The 23677-nt window shown below is 68.3% G+C and carries 24 protein-coding genes; 13 read left to right on the top strand and 11 right to left on the bottom strand.

All coding sequences use genetic code 11. The annotated features are described in order from the left end of the window. Positions 1-92: 92 nt before the first annotated feature. The 4 genes from ASF43_RS24735 (at position 93) to ASF43_RS24720 (ending at position 4241) form a co-directional block, all read left to right on the top strand. Positions 93-2282: a TonB-dependent siderophore receptor gene (locus tag ASF43_RS24735; protein ID WP_056187225.1), complete on the top strand. Its 2190-nt coding sequence runs from the start codon at positions 93-95 to the stop codon at positions 2280-2282. A 26-nt stretch (positions 2283-2308) separates the two neighbouring features. Further along, positions 2309-3316, top strand: coding sequence for a serine hydrolase (locus tag ASF43_RS24730; protein WP_056187222.1), 1008 nt, complete (start codon positions 2309-2311; stop codon positions 3314-3316). A 95-nt stretch (positions 3317-3411) separates the two neighbouring features. Continuing rightward, a complete protein-coding gene (locus ASF43_RS24725) occupies positions 3412-3756 on the top strand; it encodes a type II toxin-antitoxin system Phd/YefM family antitoxin (protein ID WP_056187219.1) in 345 nt (114 codons plus the stop codon). 2 nt (positions 3757-3758) lie between these two features. Further along, the gene (locus ASF43_RS24720) at positions 3759-4241 is read left to right on the top strand and encodes a hypothetical protein (RefSeq protein ID WP_156373509.1); all 483 of its coding nucleotides are present in this window, start codon (positions 3759-3761) and stop codon (positions 4239-4241) included. Between the two features lie 18 nt (positions 4242-4259). Here ASF43_RS24720 and ASF43_RS24715 read toward each other — a convergent pair whose 3' ends face one another. The 4 genes from ASF43_RS24715 to ASF43_RS24700 all read right to left on the bottom strand — a co-directional run bounded on the left by ASF43_RS24715 (position 4260) and on the right by ASF43_RS24700 (position 8485). Beyond that, a complete protein-coding gene (locus tag ASF43_RS24715; RefSeq protein ID WP_056187214.1) occupies positions 4260-5762 on the bottom strand; it encodes a carotenoid oxygenase family protein in 1503 nt (500 codons plus the stop codon). Between the two features lie 10 nt (positions 5763-5772). Then, positions 5773-6210 carry a DUF2141 domain-containing protein gene (locus ASF43_RS24710; RefSeq protein WP_056187211.1) on the bottom strand — a complete coding sequence of 146 codons (438 nt, stop codon included), beginning with the start codon at positions 6208-6210 and terminating at the stop codon, positions 5773-5775. A 146-nt stretch (positions 6211-6356) separates the two neighbouring features. Then, positions 6357-7280 (bottom strand): ornithine carbamoyltransferase, encoded by a 924-nt coding sequence (gene argF, locus ASF43_RS24705; protein ID WP_056187207.1) that lies wholly within the window; start codon positions 7278-7280, stop codon positions 6357-6359. Continuing rightward, positions 7277-8485: an aspartate aminotransferase family protein gene (locus ASF43_RS24700; protein WP_056187204.1), complete on the bottom strand. Its 1209-nt coding sequence runs from the start codon at positions 8483-8485 to the stop codon at positions 7277-7279. The genes argF and ASF43_RS24700 overlap by 4 nt, the downstream gene beginning before the upstream one ends. A 274-nt stretch (positions 8486-8759) precedes the next feature. Between ASF43_RS24700 and ASF43_RS24695 the strand changes: the two genes are divergently transcribed. After that, the gene (locus ASF43_RS24695; RefSeq protein WP_056187201.1) at positions 8760-9080 is read left to right on the top strand and encodes a DUF3579 domain-containing protein; all 321 of its coding nucleotides are present in this window, start codon (positions 8760-8762) and stop codon (positions 9078-9080) included. 120 nt (positions 9081-9200) lie between these two features. Here ASF43_RS24695 and rpsT read toward each other — a convergent pair whose 3' ends face one another. Beyond that, positions 9201-9506, bottom strand: coding sequence for a 30S ribosomal protein S20 (rpsT, locus tag ASF43_RS24690; RefSeq protein ID WP_200932606.1), 306 nt, complete (start codon positions 9504-9506; stop codon positions 9201-9203). A 118-nt stretch (positions 9507-9624) separates the two neighbouring features. Here rpsT and murJ point away from each other — a divergent pair, with 118 nt between their 5' ends. The 7 genes from murJ (at position 9625) to ASF43_RS24655 (ending at position 17149) form a co-directional block, all read left to right on the top strand. Next, complete coding sequence (gene murJ, locus ASF43_RS24685; RefSeq protein WP_056187196.1) at positions 9625-11190, top strand: murein biosynthesis integral membrane protein MurJ; 1566 nt, start codon at positions 9625-9627, stop codon at positions 11188-11190. 57 nt (positions 11191-11247) lie between these two features. Beyond that, positions 11248-12096 carry a SirB1 family protein gene (locus ASF43_RS24680; RefSeq protein ID WP_056187194.1) on the top strand — a complete coding sequence of 283 codons (849 nt, stop codon included), beginning with the start codon at positions 11248-11250 and terminating at the stop codon, positions 12094-12096. Positions 12097-12299: 203 nt separating this feature from the next. Then, complete coding sequence (locus ASF43_RS24675) at positions 12300-13421, top strand: branched-chain amino acid ABC transporter substrate-binding protein (RefSeq protein WP_056187191.1); 1122 nt, start codon at positions 12300-12302, stop codon at positions 13419-13421. An 82-nt stretch (positions 13422-13503) separates the two neighbouring features. Continuing rightward, entirely contained in the window at positions 13504-14430 is a 927-nt protein-coding gene (gene livH, locus ASF43_RS24670; RefSeq protein ID WP_056187188.1) for a high-affinity branched-chain amino acid ABC transporter permease LivH, read from the top strand. Between the two features lie 2 nt (positions 14431-14432). Beyond that, on the top strand, positions 14433-15677 hold the full coding sequence (locus ASF43_RS24665) for a high-affinity branched-chain amino acid ABC transporter permease LivM (protein WP_056187185.1): 1245 nt from the start codon (positions 14433-14435) through the stop codon (positions 15675-15677). After that, on the top strand, positions 15674-16447 hold the full coding sequence (gene livG / locus ASF43_RS24660; protein ID WP_056187181.1) for a high-affinity branched-chain amino acid ABC transporter ATP-binding protein LivG: 774 nt from the start codon (positions 15674-15676) through the stop codon (positions 16445-16447). Before ASF43_RS24665 ends, livG begins: the two co-directional genes overlap by 4 nt. Then, the gene (locus ASF43_RS24655; protein WP_056187179.1) at positions 16448-17149 is read left to right on the top strand and encodes an ABC transporter ATP-binding protein; all 702 of its coding nucleotides are present in this window, start codon (positions 16448-16450) and stop codon (positions 17147-17149) included. Here the strand turns inward: ASF43_RS24655 and ASF43_RS24650 are convergent. From ASF43_RS24650 to ASF43_RS24625, 6 genes are all read right to left on the bottom strand, one after another. Further along, positions 17146-17943, bottom strand: a complete 798-nt coding sequence (locus tag ASF43_RS24650) for an SDR family oxidoreductase (RefSeq protein ID WP_056187176.1) — start codon at positions 17941-17943, stop codon at positions 17146-17148. The genes ASF43_RS24655 and ASF43_RS24650 overlap by 4 nt on opposite strands. A gap of 70 nt (positions 17944-18013) precedes the next feature. Beyond that, positions 18014-19270 (bottom strand): radical SAM family heme chaperone HemW, encoded by a 1257-nt coding sequence (hemW, locus tag ASF43_RS24645; protein WP_056187173.1) that lies wholly within the window; start codon positions 19268-19270, stop codon positions 18014-18016. A 7-nt stretch (positions 19271-19277) separates the two neighbouring features. Then, positions 19278-19877, bottom strand: coding sequence for an RdgB/HAM1 family non-canonical purine NTP pyrophosphatase (gene rdgB, locus ASF43_RS24640; RefSeq protein WP_056187170.1), 600 nt, complete (start codon positions 19875-19877; stop codon positions 19278-19280). Between the two features lie 2 nt (positions 19878-19879). Next, on the bottom strand, positions 19880-20608 hold the full coding sequence (gene rph / locus ASF43_RS24635; RefSeq protein WP_056187168.1) for a ribonuclease PH: 729 nt from the start codon (positions 20606-20608) through the stop codon (positions 19880-19882). 65 nt (positions 20609-20673) lie between these two features. Further along, a complete protein-coding gene (locus ASF43_RS24630) occupies positions 20674-21573 on the bottom strand; it encodes a PP2C family serine/threonine-protein phosphatase (RefSeq protein ID WP_056187165.1) in 900 nt (299 codons plus the stop codon). Further along, entirely contained in the window at positions 21570-22586 is a 1017-nt protein-coding gene (locus ASF43_RS24625; protein ID WP_056187162.1) for a serine/threonine-protein kinase, read from the bottom strand. Before ASF43_RS24625 ends, ASF43_RS24630 begins: the two co-directional genes overlap by 4 nt. Positions 22587-22657: 71 nt before the next feature. Here ASF43_RS24625 and ASF43_RS24620 point away from each other — a divergent pair, with 71 nt between their 5' ends. Further along, positions 22658-23575 carry a YicC/YloC family endoribonuclease gene (locus ASF43_RS24620; protein ID WP_056187158.1) on the top strand — a complete coding sequence of 306 codons (918 nt, stop codon included), beginning with the start codon at positions 22658-22660 and terminating at the stop codon, positions 23573-23575. Positions 23576-23677 lie beyond the last annotated feature (102 nt).

Below are 23677 nucleotides of genomic sequence, written 5' to 3'. Positions count from 1 at the left end.
TGTCGCCAGCAGGGCGCGCAGCGCAGGCTCTCGCGCCACGGCGCGCCACAATCGCCACGCACAAGAAACACAACAGGGCTGGAGACCATCCCATGCACCATCGAACCACGGCGCACCAGCGCTGCCTCTGGTCGCTTGCGGCCGCCTTGCTGGCGGCGCCGGGCGTCGGCTGGTCCCAGGGCACGCCCGGCGACGCCGACGACCCGCCGGCGCGCCAACTGGAGGGCGTCACCGTCTCGGCCCGGCGCTCCATCGAGCAGCGCTTCTTCGCCACCGGTTCACTCGTGGTGGTGGACCGCGCCGACATCGCCCAGCTCGGCGCGTTCTCGGTGGCCGACGTGCTGCGCCAGCTGCCCGGCGTGCAGGTCACGCCGAATGCCAATGGCGGCATCGAGATCCGCATGCGCGGCATGGAGCGCAGCGCCACGCAATTGCTGGTCGATGGCCAGCGCGTGGGCAGTGGCCGCACGCAGCTGCCACTGGACCAGTTGCCGGCCGAGGTGGTCGAGCGCATCGAGGTCGTGCGCGCGCCGACGGCCGAGTTCTCCGGTGCCACGGGCGGCACGCTGAACATCGTGCTGCGCCAGGCCAGCGCGCAGCGCGAGACCATCGTCCGGCTGACCGACAACACCGTGTGGGGCCGGCATGCCGGCCAGGCCTTCTTCTCCAAGGCCGGTCCGCTGCCGGGCAGCGGCAAAGCCGCCGACCCGGCCGATGCAGGCGCAGCGCCCAGCCCACCCTGGTCCTACTTCGTCGCCGTCTCCAGCATCGGCCTGCTGCTGGGCTCGGACGTGGCGCGCGAGCGCCGGGTCGACGGCGCCAGTGTGTTCGCCTCCGAAGCCCAGGGCCGCTTCAAGCGCACCGACCAGACGCTGCTGCCGCGCCTGCAGGGCCGCATCGGCCCCTCGGACCAGCTGGCGCTGCGCGGCACGCTGAGCCGCGCACGCTTCGCTGGCCGATATGACAGCCAGGGCGATGGCACGGGGGCCACCGGCCCGTATGCGCTCGACACGGCGGAAACCCACCGCTACGAACGCCAGTACCTGCAAGCCGCGGCCGACTGGACGCACCGCTTCGCGCGCAGCAAGCTGGAGACCACGCTGGCGCTGAGCCGCACGTCCGACACCGTGGACCGCGTGGGCCGCACCGGCGCCGAGGCTTACGCCTTCCACGACGACCGCGATGACCGCTTGCGATCGCTGTCGGCCAAGCTGTCCGGCACGGCCGACCCGCTGCTGTGGCAGCTGGGTGCGCTGGTGGACGAGCGGCGCCTGGACGTGCGCAACCAGAGCCAGTCCCAGGGCGCCGCCGGCCCGCTGGACCTGGGCGTGGTCGTGCGCCGGCAGGTGGTGTGGGGCCAGAACGAATGGGAGCTGCCGGCCCACACCACCCTGACCGCCGGCCTGCGCGGCGAGTCGCTGGCCATCAGCGGCAGCGACGCCGCGCTGCTGGCCGAGCGCCGCACGAACCTGCTGCAACCCTCGCTGCACCTGCGCACGCCGATCGACGAGCAGCTGCAGTGGCGGCTGAACCTCTCGCGCGTGACGCGCAACCCCAACATCTGGGACCTGGTGGACCGGCGCATCCCCAGCCAGGGCAGCAACGGGCTGGACAACCCCGACACGGCCGGCAACCCCGCCCTGCGGCCCGAGGTGGCGTGGACGCTGGACACGGGGCTGGAGCGGCGGCTGGCGCCCCAGGGCCAGGTGGGGCTGAACCTGTTCGTGCGCCGCCTGCACGACACCATCGCCACCGTGACCACGCTGGACGCCGGGCGCTGGACCGAGCGGCGCGGCAACGTCGGTGGCGCGATCGTCTGGGGCCTGGAGGCCGACGCCAGGACCGGCCTCACCTGGGTAGGCCTGGGCGCGGACTGGACCTTGTCGGCCAACGCCAGCTTGCTGCAGTCGCGCATGCTGGACGGCCCCGACGCCGGCAGCCGGATCCCGGGCCAGGCGCGCTACACGGCCAGCGCCACCATCGCCAAGCCCGTGCCGCGCGCGGGTGGCCTGTTCGGCGGCGCCACGTTGACGCTGACCGGGCCGGCGAAATTGAACAGCGCGCCGGCCAGCGGGCGCAGCGCCCCGCGCGCGGCGCTGGACGTGTACCTGGGCGGGCTGGTGCGCGGCTGGGGCTACTGGCGCGTCGGGCTGTTCAACATCGGCGATGCGCCGTTCGACCGCGTGCGACGCAGCGTGGATGCCGCCGGCAGCGAGGTGGAAACGCGTTCGCGCATGGAGCTGACGCCGCGGGTGTATTTGACGGTGGGGACGCAGTTTTGAAGGACAGCTGAAGGAAAGACATCGCCATGTTGGAAGACATCCTGCGCGACCCAAGTGTCAGAGCAGCCATACCCGGCGTTTCCTTTGCGGCGCTGAGGTCTGGCGAGATGGCGTCGACGTTCGCCATCGGCATCCGCGGTGCCCACGACCGCAGCGAGGTGGACGCTCGTACTGTGTTCGAGGCAGCCTCCCTCACCAAGCCACTCGTCTCCTTCATCGCCCTGCAGCTCGCGGAGGAGGGGCGCCTGGATCTCGAGCAGCCGCTGCATGCCCTTTGTGGAAGCTACGTGGCAGGCGACGTGCGCGCCGAGGGGATCACTGCCGCCCACGTGCTGACGCACACGAGCGGCCTGCCGAACATCGTGGGAGAGCAGACACCGTTGAAGATCTACTTTGAGCCCGGTGAGCGGTTCAACTACGGCAGCAGCGCGTTCGCCTGGCTGCAGCGAGCGATCGAGCAAGCGGACGATAGCCCGCTCGAAGACATCGCCCGTGCCCGTGTCTTCGAGGCATTTGGCATGACCGACTCCAGTCTCCACTGGCAGGACCGGTTCGAGTCCAACCATGCGCAAGGACAGGAAATGGACGGTCAAGCCGTCACGAAGCGCCGTCCGTTGAAAGCAGCCGCGTCTTGGTCGCTCGTGACCACTGCGAAAGACTACGCCCGCTTTCTGCAAGCCGTCTTGCGTGGGAGTGGCTTGTCGCCGAGCATGCATGCGCGCTGGCTCGCGCCCGCGGTCCCGGCCAGAGACGGGGTGGACGATGTCTTGAATCCGGATGCCGCGGAGACCAAGGATGTCGCGTGGGGGCTTGGATGGGGCCTGGAGCCATCGACAGGCTGCTTCTTTCACTGGGGAAACATACCGGGGTTCCGTGCCTTCGTGATGGGCAACCTCTCCAGCCAGGATGCCGTCGTGTGGTTTGCGAACTCAGCGCGGGGGTTGCGTCTGGCGCGTCAGGTGCTCCCTGAAATCTTGCCGGGACCACACCCGTGCCTGGATTGGCTTCGGATCGGCCGCACACTCGAAGAGTGATTGGCAGCGCCCCCTGTCGCGCAAGTTCATCCCCCGCAACAAAAAATGCGCCATCAAATGTGGGCACAATTTCCCGGATTGTTCCGGAGAATGCCATGCAGTCCTTCGCCGTCCGTGACCTGCGCGCGCACACCGGCGAGCTCGTGCGCAACGCCGAAGCCGGCGAGTACTCCGTCGTGTCCAAGCACGGCAAGCCGCTGTTCGTGGCCGTGCCGTTCACCGATGCGCTGCTGGACGCTGGCGTGCACGTCGCGTTGGCCGATCAGATGGTGCTGCGCGGCGAACTGTCCGTGGCGGCAAGCGCCAAGATGGCGCGGCAGCCCTATGCGCACTACCTGCAGCACCTGAGCAGCCAGGGCTACAGCGTGCTGGACGATGCGGCCGATGCGGTGGAGGCAGACCTCAAGACCCTGGAGGATCTGCGCGGCGACACCGTATGAACGTGGCCGTGCTTCACGGCGTTCTGCTGGTGGCCAATGCAGGCCCTCTGATCGTGCTGGGCCTGGCCGATCTGCTGGCGCCGGTGGCCGTGCCCGCCGCCGTGTTGGCCGAATGCCTGGAGCGCCCGAGCTTGCCAAGCGCAGCCCAGATCCAGACCGCGTTGGCAGACGGCCATCTGCAGCCCGTGCTGGATGGGGCACATGTTGCGCCCGGTACGTCGCTCCACGGCCTGGGCACGGGCGAGCTGGGAGTGCTCGCCTACGCGCAGGCGCACGGCCTGACGGCGCTGGTCGACGAGCGCCGTGCGCGCAGGACGGCGCAGCGGCTGGGCCTGCGGCTCATCGGTTCAGGCGCACTGCTGGTTGCGACCAAGCGCGCGGCCTTGATTCCCAGCGTCAAGACCGTGTTGGACCTCTGGGCTGCGCACGGCTATTGCGTCGCCGATGCCGTGCGCCAGGCGCTGCTGGCGGCAGCGGGCAAATAGACAGCCTTCGCACGCGCATCAGGCGCCCACGAAGATGCCATGCAGGCCCAGCGGCATGACGCGCGGCAGCACACCCTGCGCGATGGGCCCGTCCACCAGGTGCTGCGCATCGAAGACCGACAACAGCATCGCGCGCTGGCGCAAGTCCAGCGCCGTGCCCAGCACCCAGCCGTGGCCCTCGGGCGCGCCGGCGCGCGGCACGAAGATGTGTTCTTCAGCCAGCACCTCGGTGCCGTAACGGTAGCGGTCAGCACGGCCGCTCTGCACGTCGATGCGCGTGACCGCGTCGTAGCCCGGCCGCGGACCAGCGGCCACGCGCTCGGACACCAGCACGTGGCGGTAGCGCTGGCCGACGAAGCGCGGGTCCACGCGCGGGAACTCGGCGGCATGCGGCAGCAGCTCCTGCCGGGCCTGGCCCGATTGCAGGTCCAGCTCCACCAACGCCATCGTCGCGTGGTCGGCGCTCTGGTACTGGCCGCGCATCAAGTTCGGGATGCCTTGCGTGGCCCACCAGGCGTCGGGCGAGCGGATGTAGTCCAGCCGGATCACGCCGCGGCGCGTGTCTTCCCATGCGTTGCCGATGTGGAACACGAAGCCCGCCGGCAACTGGAACCAGCGCGGCGCATCGAGCTGCGCCTTGGGCAGCACCAGCACGCGCAGGCCGAGCGCGGGCCGCCACACATGGCTGGCCAGAAAGGTCTGGCCCGCGCGCAGGCGCTCCACATCAAACACCAGCGGCGGCAGCAGGAACACCAGGTGCCGCTCGGTCACGGCGAAGTCGTGGACCATGGCGATGTCGGGCACCTGGAGGCTGGCCGTGCGCACGTCGCGGCCATCTGCAGACACGCGGTAGATCGACAGCAGGCTGGCCGTGCTGCTGACGCCGAAGTTCCACAGGCTGCCATCGCGCTCGAGGCGCGGGTGGGCCGAGAACGGCATGCCGGCGTACTCGGGTGTCCAGGTCTTCAGGCCCCGCGTCTGCAGCGTCTGCGGGTCGATGCGCGTGGCCGAGCCGCCCTCCCACAGTGCGAGCAGTTCGCCGCCGTGGCTTACCACGCTGGTGTTGGCCACGTTCATCGCGTCGGCCGAGCGGATCGGCTCGGCGTGGGGCGGGTTGGTGCCAAAGGCCGGGCGAACCGGATAGCCGGCCGCCGTGTCGGCCAGGTACTTGTCGGTGCGCACGAAGCGGCCTTGGTGCACCACGCCCTGCGGCCCCATCCGGTACTGCTGCAGCATGCCGTCGCCGTCGAACCAGTGGTGGTAGCGCTCGCCGCCCAGCGTGTGGCGCGCCGGGCCGTTGCGGTAGAACGCACCGTACAGCGCGGGCGGTACACGGCCGCGCATGGCGAGCGGCAGGGGTGCCGCGTCGTCCTGCAAGCCCTCGAAACCCATCTGCCAGGGCTGCTGCGCGCGGCGCGACTCGAAGGCGGCCTGCCAGGCGTCGGGCGCATCGGCGCGGGCACCCAGGGCCACGAGGCCGGCTGCGCCCAGCAACGAACGTGTGAAGGAACGGCGGTCCATGGCGGCCTCCTCAGCGCAGTTGCAAGGTGACGGTGGTGTCGGCCTGCACCTCCACGGCCGCATCGTCGAAGGCCGGCGGCCCCATGCGACCCTGGGCGTCGCGGCTGAAGCCGTAGGGCTCGGTCGGGATGCCGATGGGGTTGGTGTCCAGCCTGGCGTTGCCGTTCTCGTCGTGGTAGACCGATACGGCGTAGCGGCCCGGTGCGAGGTTGCGGAACAGCAGCACGGCCTTGTCGGAGGCCGGCAGGAACTGGCCCTGCACGGCCTGGCCGGGCTTGGGCCAGCCGGCGGCGCTGGCGAACAGCGCGCCGGCGACGCTGCCTTGCGGCGAGCGCGCGCCTTGCACTTCGACGGTGAGGTCGGCGGCTTGGGCGCTACCACACAGCGCGATCAGCGCGATGGCCAACGTAGCCCATGCGAGACGCGAAAGGGAATAGAAAGCGGACATCGCGCAGCTCCTGAGAAGTGGATGAACCGAGCGCCAGGGCCTGGCTCTCGATGGATTCACTGTAGGAACTGCGCCGCGGGGCGGCGACCGGCTTGCGATCGAATGCCGAAAGGAGGGTGCGAAGTGCCGCCGGTGCGGCGCGAACTTCAGGTCACCCGGCCCAGCAGCAGGAACTCCATCAACGCCTTCTGCACATGCATGCGGTTCTCGGCCTCGTCCCAGACCACCGACTGCGGGCCGTCGATGACCTCGGCCTGCACTTCCTCGCCACGGTGCGCGGGCAGGCAGTGCATGAACAGTGCGTCGGACGCGGCCACGCGCATCATGTCCTCGTCCACGCACCAGTCGGCAAAAGCCTTGCGACGGGTTTCGTTCTCGGCCTCGTAACCCATGCTGGTCCAGACGTCGGTGGTCACCAGGTCGGCACCGCGGCACGCGTCCATCGGGTCCTTGAAGACCTTGTAGCTGTCATTGGAGCGCAGGCCGGCGACCGACTGGTCGATCTCGTAGCCGCTGGGCGTGCTGACATGGACCTTGAAGTCCAGGATCTCGGCCGCCTGCAGCCAGGTGTTGGCCATGTTGTTGCCGTCGCCCACCCAGGCCACCGTCTTGCCCGCGATCGAGCCGCGGTGCTCGATGTACGTGAAGATGTCGGCCAGGATCTGGCAGGGGTGGAACTCGTTGGTCAGGCCGTTGATGACGGGCACGCGCGAGTTGGCGGCGAAGGCGACGATCTTGTCCTGCCCGAAGGTGCGGATCATCACCAGGTCCACCATGCGGCTGATGACCTTGGCGCTGTCTTCGATGGGCTCGGCGCGGCCGAGCTGGCTGTCACCGGTGGTGAGGTTCACCACCGAGCCGCCCAGCTGGTACATGCCGGCCTCGAAGCTCACGCGTGTGCGCGTGCTGGCCTTCTCGAAAATCATGGCCAGCGTGCGGTCGACCAGCGGGTGGTGCTTCTCGTAGGCCTTGAACTTGCGTTTGATCAGCGCGGCGCGCTCGAACAGGTAGGTGTATTCGGCGGCATCGAAGTCGCTGAACTGCAGATAGTGCCGGATCGGCGTGCTCATGCAGCCACCGGCTCGGCCAGGAACTCTTTGACCAGCGGCGCCAGGATGGCGACGATCTCGTCGGCTTCGGCGGTCGTGAGGATCAGCGAAGGCACCATGCGGATCACGGAATCGGCCGTCACGCTGAGCAGCAGGCCGCGCTCGGCGGCGCGTGCGGTCAGCACGGCGCAGGGGCGCGTGAGCTCCACGCCGATCATGAGGCCCTGGCCGCGCACTTCCTTGAAGCCTTCTACGCCTTCGAAGGCCTGGCGCAGCGCCTGCTGCAGGTGGGCACCGACCTTGGCGGCGTTCTCCAGCAGGCCCTCCTCTTCCATGATGCGGATGGTCTCGTTGCCCGCACGCATGGCCAGCGGGTTGCCGCCGAAGGTCGTGCCATGGTTGCCGGGCTGGAACAGGTGCGCGGCCTTGGGGCCGGCGACCACGGCGCCGATCGGCACGCCGGAGCCCAGGCCCTTGGCCAGCGGCATCACGTCGGGCACGATGCCGGCCCACTGGTGCGCGAACCACTTGCCGGTGCGGCCCATGCCGCATTGCACTTCGTCGATCATGAGCAGCCAGTCGCGCTCGTCGCACAGCTTGCGCACCTGCTGCAGGTACTCCACGCGCATGGGGTTCACACCGCCCTCGCCCTGGATGGTCTCGAAGAACACGGCCACGACGTTGGCGTTGCCCGCGGTCTTGGCCTTGAGCGCCTCGATGTCGTTGAGCGGCACGCGGATAAAGCCCTCGACCAGTGGGCCGAAGCCCTGTTGCACCTTGGTGTTGCCGGTGGCGCTCAGCGTGGCGATGCTGCGGCCGTGGAAGGCCTTCTCGTAGACCACGATCTCGGGCCGCTCGATGCCCTTGTCGTGGCCGAATTTGCGCGCCAGCTTGATCGCGGCCTCGTTGGCCTCCAGCCCCGTGCAGCAGAAGAAGGCGTTGGTCATGCCCGAGAGCTGCGTGAGCTTGGCCGCCAGCTGCTCCTGACCGGGCACGTGGTAGTAGTTGGAGCTGTGGATGATCTTGGTCAGCTGGTCCTGCAGCGCCGGCACCAGCTTGGGGTGGTTGTGGCCCAGCGTGTTGACTGCGATGCCGCCCAGCGCGTCGATGTACTGCTTGCCGTTCGTGTCCCACACGCGCACGCCCTGGCCATGCGACAGCGCAATCGGCACGCGGCCGTAAGTGTTCATGACATGGGGGGACGAAGGCTCGACGAAAGCGGTCATGCTGATCTCTCCAGAACGGATGCAAAGAACGAGGGATTCAGCGCGATGGGGAAGCTTCTTGTGTCTCCTCAGGCCCGCTGAACGGCGATTCTAGGCGGTGCAAATGCGCGGTTTTTTGACATTTGTGCATCACAGCTATGCGCCGGACCAGGGCGCCAGCGCGAGCCGCCTCGGCTAAACTGTGGTGCAGCGCAGCAAAAACATCCGTCCACCGGCATCGTTCTTGCTGACCGGGCTGCAGCCCCATCCCAGCACCAACTCCCAGCTCCCCACAATGGCCCTGCCCCCGTCCAAGGAAGTCTTCATCCAAGGCATCACGCAGGACGGCAGAACCTTCCGGCCGAGCGATTGGGCCGAGCGCCTGGCGGGTGTGCTGAGTTCCTTTCGTCCCGGCGGCCCGCACCCGGGCAGCCACCTGGGCTATTCGCCGTGGTGCGTGCCGACCACGATCGGCGGCATCAAGTGCGTGATCGTGCACCACGACCTGCGCGATTACGACGTGATGGCCTGGGACTTCGCGATGAACTTCGCGAAGGACAATGAACTGCAGGTGGTCGAAGCCTGCCTGGTGCCCGAGCCGCCGGCCAAGCGCTGACCGGCCGAAAATCGCCCGGAAACGAAAAAACCGCCCGAAGGCGGTTTTCGCGTCTTTGCTGGCAGCGCACCCGATCAAACGGCGGGCCGGTCCGTCTTGCGACGGTGGCCCGGGCGGGTTTTAGGCTGCGGCCTGGGCGGTTGCCAGGGCCTTGACCTTGGTGGACAGGCGGCTCTTGTCGCGCGCTGCCTTGTTCTTGTGGAAGATGCCCTTGTCGGCCACGGTGTCGACCACGGCCTGCATCTTGGCGAAAAGCTCGGTCGCCTTGGTCTTGTCGCCGGCGAGAACAGCCTTTTCGACGTTCTTCACCGCGGTGCGGTACTTGGAACGCAGCGAAGTGTTCGCTGCGTTGATCTTGACGTCCTGGCGGACGCGCTTGCGGCCCGACGCCAGGCGCGGGTTCTTTTTCTTCGGCTTGGTTGCCATGATTCAGTGTTCCTTTTGGCTTGAGGATGTTGCCAGCAAAGCCCGCGAGTATAACAGCGCCGCCCCAGCCCGGGCTGCCAGCCCCGAACGCAGCATGCCGCTGGCTACACTCGCGCCGGTGAGTCTTTTCAAATCCGCCTCTACGGTCTCGTTGCTGACGCTGGCATCACGCATCACGGGCCTGGGCCGCGAACTGCTGATGGCCTCGCTGTTCGGCGCCAGCGCCATGACCGACGCCTTCAACGTCGCGTTCCGCATCCCCAACCTGTTTCGGCGCCTGTTCGGCGAGGGTGCCTTCAGCCAGGCCTTCGTGCCGGTGCTGGCCGCCAGCAAGGCCCAGCATGGCGACGAGGCCACCAAGATCCTGATCGACCGCGTGGCCAGCGTGCTGAGCTTCGTGCTGATCCTCGTCTGCGTCGCGGGCGTGGTCGCGGCGCCACTGATGGTCTGGGTGCTGGCCAGCGGGCTGCAGCAGGACGCGGCCGGCTTCGACGCCGCCGTGGTCATGACGCGCTGGATGTTTCCCTACATCGGCTGCATGTCGCTGGTGGCGCTGGCCTCGGGCATCCTGAACACCTGGAAGCGCTTTGCCGTGCCGGCCGCCACGCCGGTGCTGCTGAACCTGGCCATGATGGGCGCGGCCTGGCTGGGCGCGCCCTGGCTGGCAGCGCGCGGCATCGAGCCGATCTACGCGATGGCCGCCGGCGTGATGCTGGGCGGGCTGCTGCAGCTGGGCGCGCAGGTCCCGGTGCTGCTGCGCCTGGGCCTGCTGCCGCGCATCGGCCTGGGGTGGTCCACCGTGCGCGCCGCCTGGGCCGACCCGGCCACGCGCCGCATCGGCACGCTGATGGCACCGGCCCTGCTGGGCGTGGGCGTGGCCCACATCTCCATCCTGATCAATACGCAGATCGCCTCGCATTTGACGCCCGGCAGCGTGAGCTGGCTGGGCTACGCCGACCGGCTCATGGAATTCCCCACCGCGCTGCTGGGCGTGGCGCTGGGCGTGGTGTTGATGCCGCAACTCAGCGCCGCCCACGCCGCCGGCGACACGGCGCGCTATTCGTCCATGCTGGACTGGGGCCTGCGCCTGGTCGTGATGATGGCCGTGCCCAGCGCCGTGGCGCTGCTGACCTTCTCTTTGCCGCTGGTGGCCACGATCTACCACCATGGCGCGTTCCGTGTGGAGGACGTGCAGCAGACCAGTGTGGCGCTGATGGGCTACGGCGCCGGACTGTTCGGCCTGGTAGCAATCAAGGTGCTGGCGCCGGGCTTCTACGCCAAGCAGGACGTGCGCACGCCGGTGAAAATCGCGCTGGTGGTGCTGGTCAGCACGCAGTTGTTGAACATCGGCCTTGTGCCCGCGCTGCAGCATGCGGGCCTGGCGCTGTCCATCGGACTGGGTGCCACGCTCAACGCGGCGTTGCTGTTGATCGGCCTGCTGCGCCGCGGCAGCTACCAGCCCGCGCCGGGCTGGGGCCGTTTCGTACTGCAGGTGGTGGCAGCCAGCGCGCTGCTGGCGATCTTCCTGATCTGGGCCTCGCGCGCCTACGACTGGACCCAACCCGGCAACGGCTGGCTGCGCATGGGCGGCATGGCGCTGGTGCTGGCCGCATCGGCCGCCCTGTACTTCGGCGCCTGCTGGGCGGCCGGCATCAAGCTGCGCAAATTGCTCAGACACGCCTGAGGACCTGCGGGGCCCAGGCTGCTTGACGCCCCCGCCCCCGTCTATTACAAAGATCCGATGCCGCCCAGCTTCCAGATTCCGACGCCTCTCGATTATTTCGCCTCGCTGGTGCAGAGCGATGAACAGTTCCCGCTGCTGGAGGCCTGCGCCAGCCTGGCCCAGGACGAATACCCCGAGCTGGATGTGCAGCAGGTGCTGGGCGATGTCGACCAGCTGCTGGCCCGCCTGAAGCGCCGCCTGCCGGCCGACGCGCCGGCCCTGCACCGGCTGCGCATGCTGAACCAGTTCTTCTACCGCGACCTGGGCTTCGGTGGCAACGTCAACAACTACTACGACCCCGACAACAGCTACCTGAACGCCGTGCTGCGCACGCGCATGGGCATCCCGATCTCGCTGGCCGTGATCTGGATGGAGCTGGCCCAGGGCCTGAACCTGCAGACGCGCGGCATCAGCTTTCCGGGCCATTTCCTGGTCAAGATCAACCTGCCCAAGGGCCAGGTGGTGATCGATCCTTTCGTCGGCCAGTCGCTGAGCCGTGAGGAGCTCAGCGAGCGGCTCGCGCCGTTCCAGCGCGCACAGGACCCGAGCCACGAGTTCGACGTGCCGCTGGGCCTGTACCTGCAGTCGGCGCGCCCGCGCGACATCCTGGCGCGCATGCTGCGCAACCTCAAGGAAATCCACCAGAGCCAGTCCGACGCACAGCGCCTGCTGGCCGTGCAGAACCGGCTGGTGATCCTGCTGCCCGATGCCTGGTCCGAGTACCGCGACCGCGGCCTCACGCATGCGGACCTGGGCCATACCGACGCCGCCGTGCTGGACCTGGAAAAGTACCTGGTCTGCGCCGACGAGGCAACGGATACCGCGGTCATCGCCGACCGCGTTTCAGCGCTACGCCGCAGGCTCTGAGCGCCATTCGTTACCGAGCCGTTACAAACGCGGCTTGAGCAGGGTTTTGATCCGTCCGCAAGATGGGCAACACCCAAGTTGGTGCATCAATTCACCGGCGTACACTCCCGCCCGCACACCATCTTGTGCACACATCGCAGGTGCCACTGGCCTCAAGAGTTCCAGCCGGCGCCGCGGGTCCTCCATCGCATTTCGAGACCTCCATGAACAACGCTTTCCGCCTCCGCTCCGTCGCCCTGGCCGCCGTGCTGGCCGCCTCCGGCATCGCCGCCCATGCCCAACAAACCGTCAAGATCGCTCTGGCCGGCCCGCTCTCCGGCGCGGTCGCGCAGTACGGCGACATGGTCAAGGAAGGCGCGCTGACCGCCATCGAGCAGATCAACGCGGCCGGCGGCGCCGGCGGCAACAAGCTGGAACTGGTGCTGATGGACGACGCCTGCGAGCCCAAGCAGGCCGTCAACGTGGCCAACAAGATCGTCAGCGAGAAGATCAAGTTCGTGGTCGGCCATGTGTGCTCGGGCTCCACCATCCCGGCCTCTGACATCTACGAGAACGAAGGTATCGTGATGGTCACGCCCTCGGCCACCGCGCCGCAGCTGACCGAGAAGAAGAAGCGCAAGTTCATCTTCCGCACCATCGGCCGCGACGACCAGCAGGGCCCGGCCGCCGCCCAGCACATCATCACCAAGGTCAAGCCGGCCAAGGTGGCGGTGCTGCACGACAAGCAGTCCTACGGCCAGGGCATCGCCGCCTCGGTCAAGAAGGACCTGGAAACGGCCAAGATCCCGGTCGTGCTGGTCGAGGGCATCAACGCGGGCGACTCCGACTACTCGGCAGTCATCACCAAGCTCAAGTCGCAGGGCGTGGACTTCGTCTACTTCGGCGGCTACCACCCCGAGATGGGCCTGCTGTTGCGCCAGGCGCGCGAGCAGGGCGTGAAGGCCACCTTCATGGGCCCCGAAGGCGTGGGCAACAAGGACGTGGTGGCCATTGCCGGCCCGGCCTCCGAAGGCATGCTGGTCACGCTGCCGGCCGACTTCTCCACCGACCCGGCCAACGCCGCGCTGGTCAAGGCCTTCAAGGACAACAAGCGCGACGCAAGCGGCCCGTTCCAGCTCTCGGCCTACACGGCCGTGAAGGTGATCGGCGACGCCATCGCCGGCGCCAAGAGCACCGACCCAACCAAGGTGGCGGCCTACATGCACCAGCAGCCGTTCCAGTCGCCGCTGGGCAAGGTCGAATACGACGCGCAGGGCGACCTGAAGTCGTTCAAGTTCGTCGTCTACACCTGGCACAAGGACGCCAGCAAGACCGCGGCCAACTGAGCCGCCTCCACGCCACGGCCACGCGCCCGCACACCGGGCGCGGGGCCGCGCATTCCCGCCAGCATTCCGTGGAGCCTCCCGCATGAACGACTTTCTTCCGCAATTCACCCAGCAGCTCATCAACGGGCTCACGCTGGGGTCGATCTACGCCCTGATCGCCATCGGCTACACCATGGTGTACGGCATCATTGGCATGATCAATTTCGCCCACGGCGAGATCTACATGATCGGCGCCTACGTGGGCCTGGTGGCCATCACGGCCATCGGCACGCAGGCCGGCTACCCGCTGCCGCTGGTGCTGGGCGGCGCGCTGCTGGTGGCCATGGCGGTCACCGGGGCCTACGGCTTCGCCGTGGAGCGCGTGGCCTACCGGCCGCTGCGCGGCGGGCCGCGGCTGGTGCCGCTGATCTCGGCCATCGGCATGTCCATCTTTCTGCAGAACTACGTGCAGATCGGCCAGGGCGCGCGTGACGTGTCGGTGCCCGTGCTGGTCTCCGGCGCCATGGAGTTCCAGATGGGCGGCGACTTCACCGTCACCCTGCCCTACTCGCGGCTGCTGATCGTCGGCGTGACCGTGCTGCTGATGGTGGCGCTCACGCTGTTCATCGGCCGCTCGCGCATGGGCCGCGCCTGCCGCGCCTGCGCGGAAGACATGCGCATGGCCAACCTGCTGGGCATCGACACCAACCGCGTGATCTCGTTCACCTTCATCCTGGGCGCCATGCTGGCCGCCGTGGGGGGCGTGCTGATCGGCCTGTCGATCGGCAAGCTCAACCCCTTCATCGGCTTCGTCGCCGGCATCAAGGCCTTCACGGCGGCGGTGCTGGGCGGCATCGGCAGCATCCCGGGCGCCATGCTGGGCGGCGTGTTGCTGGGCCTGGCCGAGACCTTTGCCGCGGGCTACATGCCGGCCGAATACAAGGACGTGGTGGCCTTCAGCCTGCTGGTGCTGATCCTGTTGTTCCGGCCGACCGGCCTGCTCGGCAAGCCGGACGTGGAGAAGGTGTGAGCATGCGACACGACACATCCATGGGCGAGTCCCTGAAGAACGCCGCCATCGCGGCGCTGATGACGGCCATCCTGGTCGCCCCCGTGCTGGGCTTGCGCCTGAAGCTGGACGGCTTCAAGGTGGTGCTGGAGCCGCACTGGACACCGGTCTGGCTGGCCGTAGGCGCGGTCTTCCTGTTCCAGCTGCTCAAGCCGCTGCTGCAGCGCGCCACCTCTGGCATCCAGCTGCCGGCACTGCCCCCCATCGACGCGGGCCGCCAACGCGTGGTGATCTGGGTGCTGCTGGCCGTGGGCCTGGTGTTCCCGTTCCTGGGCTCGCGCGGTGCCATCGACGTGGTCACGCTGGCGCTCATCTACGTGATCCTGGGCCTGGGCCTGAACATCGTGGTGGGCTACGCCGGCCTGCTGGACCTGGGCTACGTGGGCTTCTACGCCGTGGGCGGCTACACCTACGCATTACTGAACCAGTACTTCGGCCTGAGCTTCTGGATCTGCCTGCCGATCGCCGGCGCCATGGCCGCGCTGTTCGGCTTTTTGCTGGGTTTCCCGGTGCTGCGGCTGCGCGGCGACTACCTGGCCATCGTGACGCTGGGCTTCGGCGAGATCATCCGTTTGCTGCTGAACAACCTGACCAGCCTCACGGGTGGGCCGGACGGCATCTCCAGCATTCCCAAGCCCAGTGTGTTCGGCATCGAGATGGCCCGCAGCGCGAGCGTGGAAGGCAGCCAGACCTTCCACGAGCTGCTGGGCTGGGACTACACGGGCGAGCACATGGTGATCTTCCTGTACCTGCTGGCGCTGGGGCTGGTGGGCATCACGCTGTTCGTCACCAGCCGGCTGATCCGCATGCCCATGGGCCGCGCCTGGGAGGCGCTGCGCGAGGACGAGATCGCCTGCCGCTCGCTGGGCCTGAACCCCACGCGCATCAAACTCTCGGCCTTCACGCTGGGCGCCATGTTCGCCGGCATCGGTGGCGCGTTCTTCGCGGCGCGCCAGGGGCTGGTGAACCCGGAGTCGTTCACCTTCATCGAGTCGGCGCTGATCCTGGCCGTGGTGGTGCTGGGCGGCATGGGCTCGCAGCTGGGCGTGATTCTGGCCGCCATCCTGCTCACGCTGCTGCCCGAGATGGCGCGCGGCTTCGCCGAGTACCGCATGCTGATCTTCGGTCTGGTCATGGTGCTGATGATGATGTGGCGGCCGCAAGGCCTGCTGCCCGCCAGCCGGCCCCACGTGGAGCTGCCGCAATGAGCGCCGCATCCTCTCTGTTGAAAGTGGACGGCCTGCAGATGCGCTTCGGCGGCCTGCTCGCCGTGGACGGCATCAGCTTCGATGTGCGCCGCGACGAGGTCTTTTCCATCATCGGCCCCAACGGCGCTGGCAAGACCACGGTGTTCAACTGCGTAGGCGGCTTCTACCAGTCCACGGCCGGCGAAGTGGCGCTGGACGGCCAGTCCATCGCCCGCCTGCCCAGCCACCAGGTCGCGCGCCGCGGGCTGGTGCGCACCTTCCAGAACATCCGCCTGTTCAAGCAGTTGACCGTGGTGGAAAACCTGCTGGTCGCCCAGCACCTGCAGGTGCGCGCCGGCCTGCTGCACGGCCTCTTTGCCACGCCGTCCTACCGCCGCGCCGAGCGCGAGGCGCTGGAGCGTGCCAAACAGTGGCTGGAGCAGATGGGCCTGTTGGGCGTGGCGAACCGGCCGGCCGGCACGCTGTCGTACGGCCACCAACGCCGGCTGGAGATCGCGCGCTGCATGATCACCAAGCCGCGCCTGTTGATGCTGGACGAGCCCGCCGCCGGCCTGAACCCGCAGGAGAAAGTGGAGCTGTCGCAGCTCATCGACCAGCTGCGCCGCGAGCACAAGATCTCGGTGCTGCTGATCGAGCACGACATGAGCCTCGTGATGGGCGTGTCCGACCGCATCCTGGTCATGGAGCACGGCAAGCCCATCATGGTCGGCCTGCCCGAAGAGGTGCGCAACGACCCGCGCGTCATCAAGGCGTATCTGGGAGAGGACTGAATGCTGAAACTCGAACGAGTCCACACCCACTACGGCGCCATCGAGGCGCTGTGCGGCGTCTCCATCGACGTCAACCAGGGCGAGATCGTCACCTTGATCGGCAGCAACGGCGCGGGCAAGACCACGCTGATGATGACCGTCTGCGGCACGCCGCGCGCCTCCGCAGGCCGCGTGCTGTTCGAGGGCCAGGACATCACGCGCCTGCCCACGCACGAGATCATGCGGCTGGGCATGGCCATCTCGCCCGAGGGCCGCCGCGTCTTCCCCAGCCTCACGGTGCTGGACAACCTCAAGATGGGCGGCTTCTTCCTCGACAAGCAGCAGATCGAGTCCGGCATCGCCCATGTGTTCAAGCTGTTCCCGCGGCTGGAGCAGCGCGCCACGCAGCGCGCCGGCACCATGTCGGGCGGCGAGCAGCAGATGCTGGCCATCGGCCGCGCGCTCATGAGCAAGCCGCGTTTGCTGCTGCTCGACGAGCCCACGCTGGGCCTGGCGCCGCTCGTGATCGCGCAGATCTTCGACATCATCTGCGCCATCCGTGAGGAAGGCGTGACCGTGTTCCTCGTCGAGCAGAACGCCAACAAGGCGCTGCAGGTGGCCGACCGCGGCTATGTGCTGGAGACCGGCAAGCTGGTGCTGGCGGATACGGGGGCGAACCTGCTGGCGAACGACAGGATTCGCGCTGCGTACCTGGGCGGTTAAATCATCGGCGTGACCGCCCCGTCCATCGCCAGGATCGCGCCCGTGATGTAGCTGGCGCGCGCCGAGGCCAGGAACAGCACGGCGTCGGCGATCTCGGCCGGCTCGGCGATGCGGCCCAGCGGCAGGCGGGCGGTGGCGCGGCGCTGGGCTTCTTCGGCCTCAATGCCCTGCAGCCGCGCGTCTGCCGCCATGCCTTCCTTGAGCCGCTCGGTCAGCGTCAGCCCCGGGTTCACGGCATTCACGCGCACGCCGCGCGCGCCGTAGGCCGCGGCCATGCCGGCCGAGACCAGCATCAGCGCTGCATTCGCCGCGCCGCCCGCCATGTGGATAGGGCTGGCGACCTTGCCGCCCGCGCCGATCACGTTGACGATGGCGCCCGCGCCGCGCTCGGCCATGCGCTTGACCACCGGGTCGATCATGTGGATGTAGCTGAAGTACTTGGCCTGCATCGCATCGAGCCAGACTTGGGGGTTCAGCTCGTCGGGCGGCGTGCGTTTGGCAGCGCCCGCGGAGTTGACCAGCACCTGCACGGCACCGACATTGGCCTCGATGGCATCCAGCGCGGCCAGCGCCGCAGCCGCGTCGCGCAGGTCGGCCGCCTGCGTGAACACGCGCGTGGCGGCGTCACCGAACTCGGCGCGCAGTTCGGAGGCCGCGCGCTCCAGGTTGCCGGCGTCGCGCGAGACCAGGCTCACGCGCGCGCCCTCGCGCAGAAAGCCCTGCGCGCAGGCCAGGCCGATGCCCTTGCTGCCGCCCGTGATCAAGACATGTTGGCCCGTCAGTTGCAAGTCCATGCGCCGTCTCCCTATGCTGTTGGAAAACGGCCATTGTTCCCGCGCGGCCTTGGCCCCGCTCGCCGACGGTCTATGGCGCGAGGAACAGTTCCTGCAGATCGCTTAGGAAGTCGAAGCCGCGCTCGGTGGGCCAGGCGCGCGCGGCGTCGCGCGCCAGCAGGCCACGGCGCTCGCCCTCGGCCAGGCCGGCCGCGATGGCGGTGAGCGGCAGGCCGGTGCGCTCGGTGAAGTCCTGCAGCGCAAAGCCGTCGCGCAGGCGCAGCGCATTGAGCATGAATTCGAACGGCAGGTCGGCGCGGCGCACGTCGTCGTCCTGCGCCAGCGCGGCGCCGGCCAGCGCCTGCTCCATGTACAAGCCCGGCTCGCGCAGCCGCACCTGGCGCACCACGCGGTGCGCGAAGGTCAGCTTGCTGTGCGCGCCGGCGCCGATGCCCAGGTAGTCGCCGAAGGCCCAGTAGTTGAGGTTGTGCGCGCAGCGGTGGCCGGGCTTGGCATAGGCCGAGACCTCGTAGCGCTGCATGCCCGCAGCCGCGGTCGCCTCGGTGATGCGGTCCAGCATGGCGTAGGCGATGTCGTCCTCGGGCAGGGCCGGCGGGTACTTGGCGAAGAAGGTGTTGGGCTCGATGGTCAGGTGGTAGACCGACAGGTGCGGAGGTGCCAGCGACAGGGCCGTGGCCAGGTCGGCCTCCAGCATGGCCGGGGTCTGGCCCGGCAGCGCATACATCAGGTCCAGGTTGAAGGTGTCGAAGGCCTGGGCGGCCTCATCCAGCGCGGCGATGGCCTGGGCGCGGTCGTGCACTCGGCCCACGGCGCGCAGCAGTTCGTCGTCGAAGCTCTGCACGCCCACCGACAGGCGCGTGACGCCGGCCGCGCGGTAGGCGCGGAAGCGGTTCGTCTCGAAGGTGCCGGGGTTGGCCTCCAGCGTGATCTCGGCGTCGGCCTCCAGCCGCACGCGGGCGCGCACCGCGCCCAGCAGCCGGTCGATGGCCTGTGGCGAGAACAGGCTGGGCGTGCCGCCGCCGATGAAGATGGTGTGTACGGTGCGGCCCCAGACCAGCGGCAGCGCGGCCTCCAGGTCGGCGATCAGCGCGTCGATGTAGCGCTGCTCTGGCAGCTCGGCCGGCGCCTGCACGGCGGCGGGTATCGGTTCGTTGGCACCGGCCCACCGCACCACCGCCTCGTCGCCGCGTACGGCATGCGAGTTGAAGTCGCAGTACGGGCACTTGCGGATGCACCAAGGCAGGTGCAGGTACAGCGCGAGCGGCGGCAGGGCCTGCAGCTGCAGCAGGCCGGGGCGCATGTAGGCCGTCAGGTCGCGCGCTTGCATGTCACTCTCAGAGCCAGTTGGTACGGATCAGGCGCAGCATCTCGCGCGCCGATTGACCGCGGTGGCTGTGCGCGTTCTTCACCTCGGCCGGCAGCTCGGCAAAGGTCTTGCCGAAGGCGGCGATGCGCATCACAGGGTCGAAGCCGAAGCCGCCCTCGCCCACCGGCGCCTCGGTGATCTCGCCCACGGCACGGCCCACCGCGATCAACGGCTCCGGGTCGTCGGGCGAGCGCACGGCCACCAGCGTGCTGACCAACGCGGCGCGGCGGTTCGTCACGCCCTGCATCTGCTCCAGCAGCGCGCGCACGTTGTTGGCGTCGCTCTTGGCGTAGCCGAACTGCGTGGCGTAGTAGGCCGTGTCCACGCCTGGCAGGCCGCCGAAGGCATCGACGCACAGTCCGGCGTCGTCGGCCACCGCGGGCCGGCCGGTGTGGCGCGCGGCGTTGCGGGCTTTGGCCAACGCGTTCTCGACGAAGGTGCGAAATGGCTCCTCGGCCTCGGGCACGCCCAGCGCGCCCTGCGCGATCAGTTGCACGCCCAGCGGCGCGAACAGGGCCTGCAGCTCGGCCAGCTTGCCTTGGTTGTTGGACGCCAGTACCAGGTCCATACTCAACCCGCGAGTGCAGCCTTCTGCAAGGCCACCAGTTCCTGGATGCCCTTGTCGGCCAGCTGCAGCAACTGGTCCATCTCCACGCGCGTGAAGGCCGCGCCCTCGGCCGTGCCCTGCACTTCCACGAAGTGGCCGGCACCGGTCATCACCACGTTCATGTCGGTATCGCAGGCCGAGTCTTCCACGTACTCCAGGTCGAGCAGCGGCGTGCCTTGCACGATGCCGACCGAGATGGCGGCCACGGGCTGCACGATGGGCGTGGCTGCAATCTTGCCGGCGGCCAGCAGCTTGTTGACCGCGTCCTGCGCGGCCACGAAAGCCCCCGTGATGGCGGCCGTGCGCGTGCCGCCGTCGGCCTGCAAGACGTCGCAGTCCAGGTGGATGGTGCGCTCGCCCAGCAACTTCAGGTCGAACACGGCGCGCATGGAGCGGCCGATCAGGCGCTGGATCTCCTGCGTGCGGCCGCTCTGCTTGCCCTTGGCCGCCTCGCGGCTGCTGCGTGTGTGGGTGGCGCGCGGCAGCATGCCGTACTCGGCCGTGACCCAGCCTTCGCCGCTGCCCTTCTTGTGCGGCGGCACCTTCTCTTCGACCGAGGCCGTGCACAGCACGCGCGTCTGGCCGAACTCGATCAGCACCGAGCCCTCGGCATGGATGGTGAAGCCGCGCGTGATGCGCACGGGGCGGAGCTGGTCGGCGGCGCGTTCGCCGGTTCGGATGAATGCAGTCATGGGGGAGGATTCTCGGAGGAAAACCGCGGGCGCGACGCCAGCCCGCTGCAAAGGCTTGGCGCCGCTCAGGGCCGGCGCGCGGCGGACTTGCGGATGGCCGCGTTGATCTCGGCGATCGCGCGCTCGATCTCGGCGTCGTCCAGCTCGTCGATCGCGTCGACGTCGCCGGCCTGCACGGTGGATGCGAATACGCCGTTCTGGATGGACTCGGTCGACACGCCGTGGGTCGAGGCGAACGCATCGGGCGTCTCCCACTCCAGCGCCAGCACGGTCACGTTGTCACTCTGTTCACCGGCCTTGTGCAAGGCGCGCTCGACCAGGTCGGGCACGGCCTGCGAGACTGGCGCGGTGCTGATGTGCCGCACGATGTCCTCATCGCTCACGCTGCTCCACAGGCCGTCGGAGCACAGCACGATGCGGTCGCCCTGCTGCAGCGGGACCGGCCCCACGACCTCGAAGACTGGCCGCGTCGGCGAGCCCAGGCAGGTGAAGAGCACATTGCGGTTGATGCGGCCCATGCGCACCATGTCGGACGCGATCTGGGCGACGTAGGAATGGTCGCGCGTGCGCGCCACCAGCTCGCCATCGCGCACGAGGTACAGGCGCGAATCGCCGCAATGCACCCAGGTCGCGCTGCCGCCCTGCAGCACGGCGGCGACCAAGGTCGTGCGGGGCGTGTCGCGCAGGCCCTGGTCGGTGGCGTGGCGCAGGATGCGGCGGTGCGCGGCCATCAGCGCATGGGTCAGGAATTCGCGCACTTGCGGCAGCTGGGGCAGTGCCTGCTGCTGGTGCAGCGCCGACACGGTCTGCAATGCCAGCTGCGCCGCGACCTCGCCATCGGGGTGGCCGCCCATGCCATCGGCCAGCACGAACAGGCCCGACTCGCGCGTATAGCAGTAGCCCATGCGGTCTTCGTTCTTCTCGCGGCCACCGCGGCGGCTGACCTGGAACACCGAGAACTTCATTTCGACGGCTTCTGGCCAGGCCCGAAGGAGGTGATGTCGCGCACGTTCTTCTTGGTGTCGGACACCAGGGTGTCGAACTGCAGCCGGATCTTCTCGCCCACCGACAGCTTCGTGTAGCGGCGCTCGCCCTCGCGGCTCAGCTCCTTCTGCAGCGCGAACACCGACTGCGGGCGCGACAGCGGGTCGAGCGCCATGCACCACTCCACGACCTCGATCAGGTTGTCCGAATACACACCGCGCAGGCGCGACAGCGCCAGCGCGATGCGGTCCTTCTCCAGCCGCTGCGGCGCCTCGTTGGGCGGGTAGCCCTGCATGCAGGCGTAGATGCAGGCGCCGATCGCGTAGATGTCGGTCCAGGGGCCCATGCTGGCATCGCGCCGGTACATCTCGGGCGCAGCAAAGCCCGGCGTGTACATCGGGCGGATGAAGTTGCCTTCCTTGTTCAGCACCTCGCGCGCGGCGCCGAAGTCGATCAAGACGGCCTTGTTGTCGTCGGTGATGAAAATGTTGGCCGGCTTGATGTCCAGGTGCAGCATCTTGTGCTGGTGCACGATGCGCAGGCCGCGCAGCACCTCGTCGAACAACGAGCGGATGGTCGATTCGCGGAACACCTTCTGCCGGCGCAACTCGCGCGACGTGATGATGAAATCCTGCAGGGTCGCGCCCTCCAGGTAGTTCATGACCATGTAGACGGTCTCGTTCTCGCGGAAGAAGTTCAGCACGCTCACCACCGAGGGATGGGAGATCTGCGCGAGCGAGCGGCCCTCTTCGAAGAAGCTCTTCAGGCCCAGGCGGTACAGCGAAAGTTTTTCGGAAGTGACCTGCGGCAGCAACTCACCCGGTGTGCGTGAGGCCAGGGAGGATGGCAAGTACTCCTTGACGGCGACCTGGTTGCCTTCGGTGTCGGTGGCCAGGTACACCATCCCGAATCCGCCTGACGAGAGTCGCCGCACGACGCGGTAGCCACCGATGACGGTCTCGGGCGGCAATGGCGCCGGCTTGATCTTGCTCATAAATCTGGCTTTGAATCCCCGTAAGCAACGGAAGCCGTTATTCTCTGGCCCTCGCAACGACCAGCAACTCCATGGCAGTCTACAGCATGACCGGTTACGCCAGCGCCCAGCAAAGTGGCGCCAGCACCAGCCCGGAACAGGACCCGAAGACCGTGTCGACACGGCGTCTGGGCATCGAAATCCGATCGGTCAACAGCCGCTTTCTGGACCTCGCCTTTCGCCTGCCTGACGAGCTGCGCCAGCAGGAACCCGCCCTGCGCGAACTGCTCACGGCCAAGCTCAAACGCGGCAAAGTGGAGCTGCGCGCTGCCATCGACAGCACCGACACCAGTGCCGTGCCGGAACCCTCGCCGCGCCTGCTGCAAAAGCTCAACGGCGTGCAGGACCAGGTGCGCTCCTGGCTGCCCAGCGCCACACCGCTGAGCGTGGCCGAGGTCATCCGCCTGTCGGCCGCCGAACAGGCCCCGGCCGGCGATTGGGACGAGCAACTGCTGCCGCTGGCCGAGAAGGCCTTGAAGGAGATGGTGGCAGCCCGCCAGCGCGAAGGCGCCCGCCTGTCCGCCATGCTGACCGACCGACTGGGGCAGCTGCGCGCCCTCGCCGCCCAGGCCCTGCCGCTGGTACCGCAACTGGTGGAACAGCAACGCCAGCGCTTCCTGGAGCGCTGGAAGGAAGCCATGGCCCTGGCCGACGGCGCCACCTTGCCCGAGGCCGCACAGGACCGCGCCTTGACCGAAGCCACGGCCTTCGCCATCCGCATCGACGTGGCCGAAGAGCTGACGCGGCTCAGCTCGCACCTGGACGAGATCGAGCGCCTGCTGAAGAAGGGTGGCGAGCTCGGCAAGCGGCTGGACTTCCTGATCCAGGAACTGCACCGCGAGGCCAACACCATGGGCTCCAAGTCGGCCGCGCTGGAACTCACGCGCATCTCGGTGGACATGAAGGTTTTGATCGAGCAGATGCGCGAGCAGGTGCAGAACGTCGAGTAGGCTGCCAGTCGCGCAAGGGCCCCCAAATCCAGCTCCCGTCGCCGCCGGAGCACAACTGCAGGCAAAGTGAGCCGCGCGCGGCCGGTCAAGATGGGAGGACTG

This window comes from Pseudorhodoferax sp. Leaf267, assembly GCF_001422405.1.
GTDB lineage: Bacteria > Pseudomonadota > Gammaproteobacteria > Burkholderiales > Burkholderiaceae_C > Pseudorhodoferax.
The sequence above is the reverse complement of the archived record's forward strand: the minus strand, read 5'-3'. Positions and strand labels throughout refer to the sequence as shown.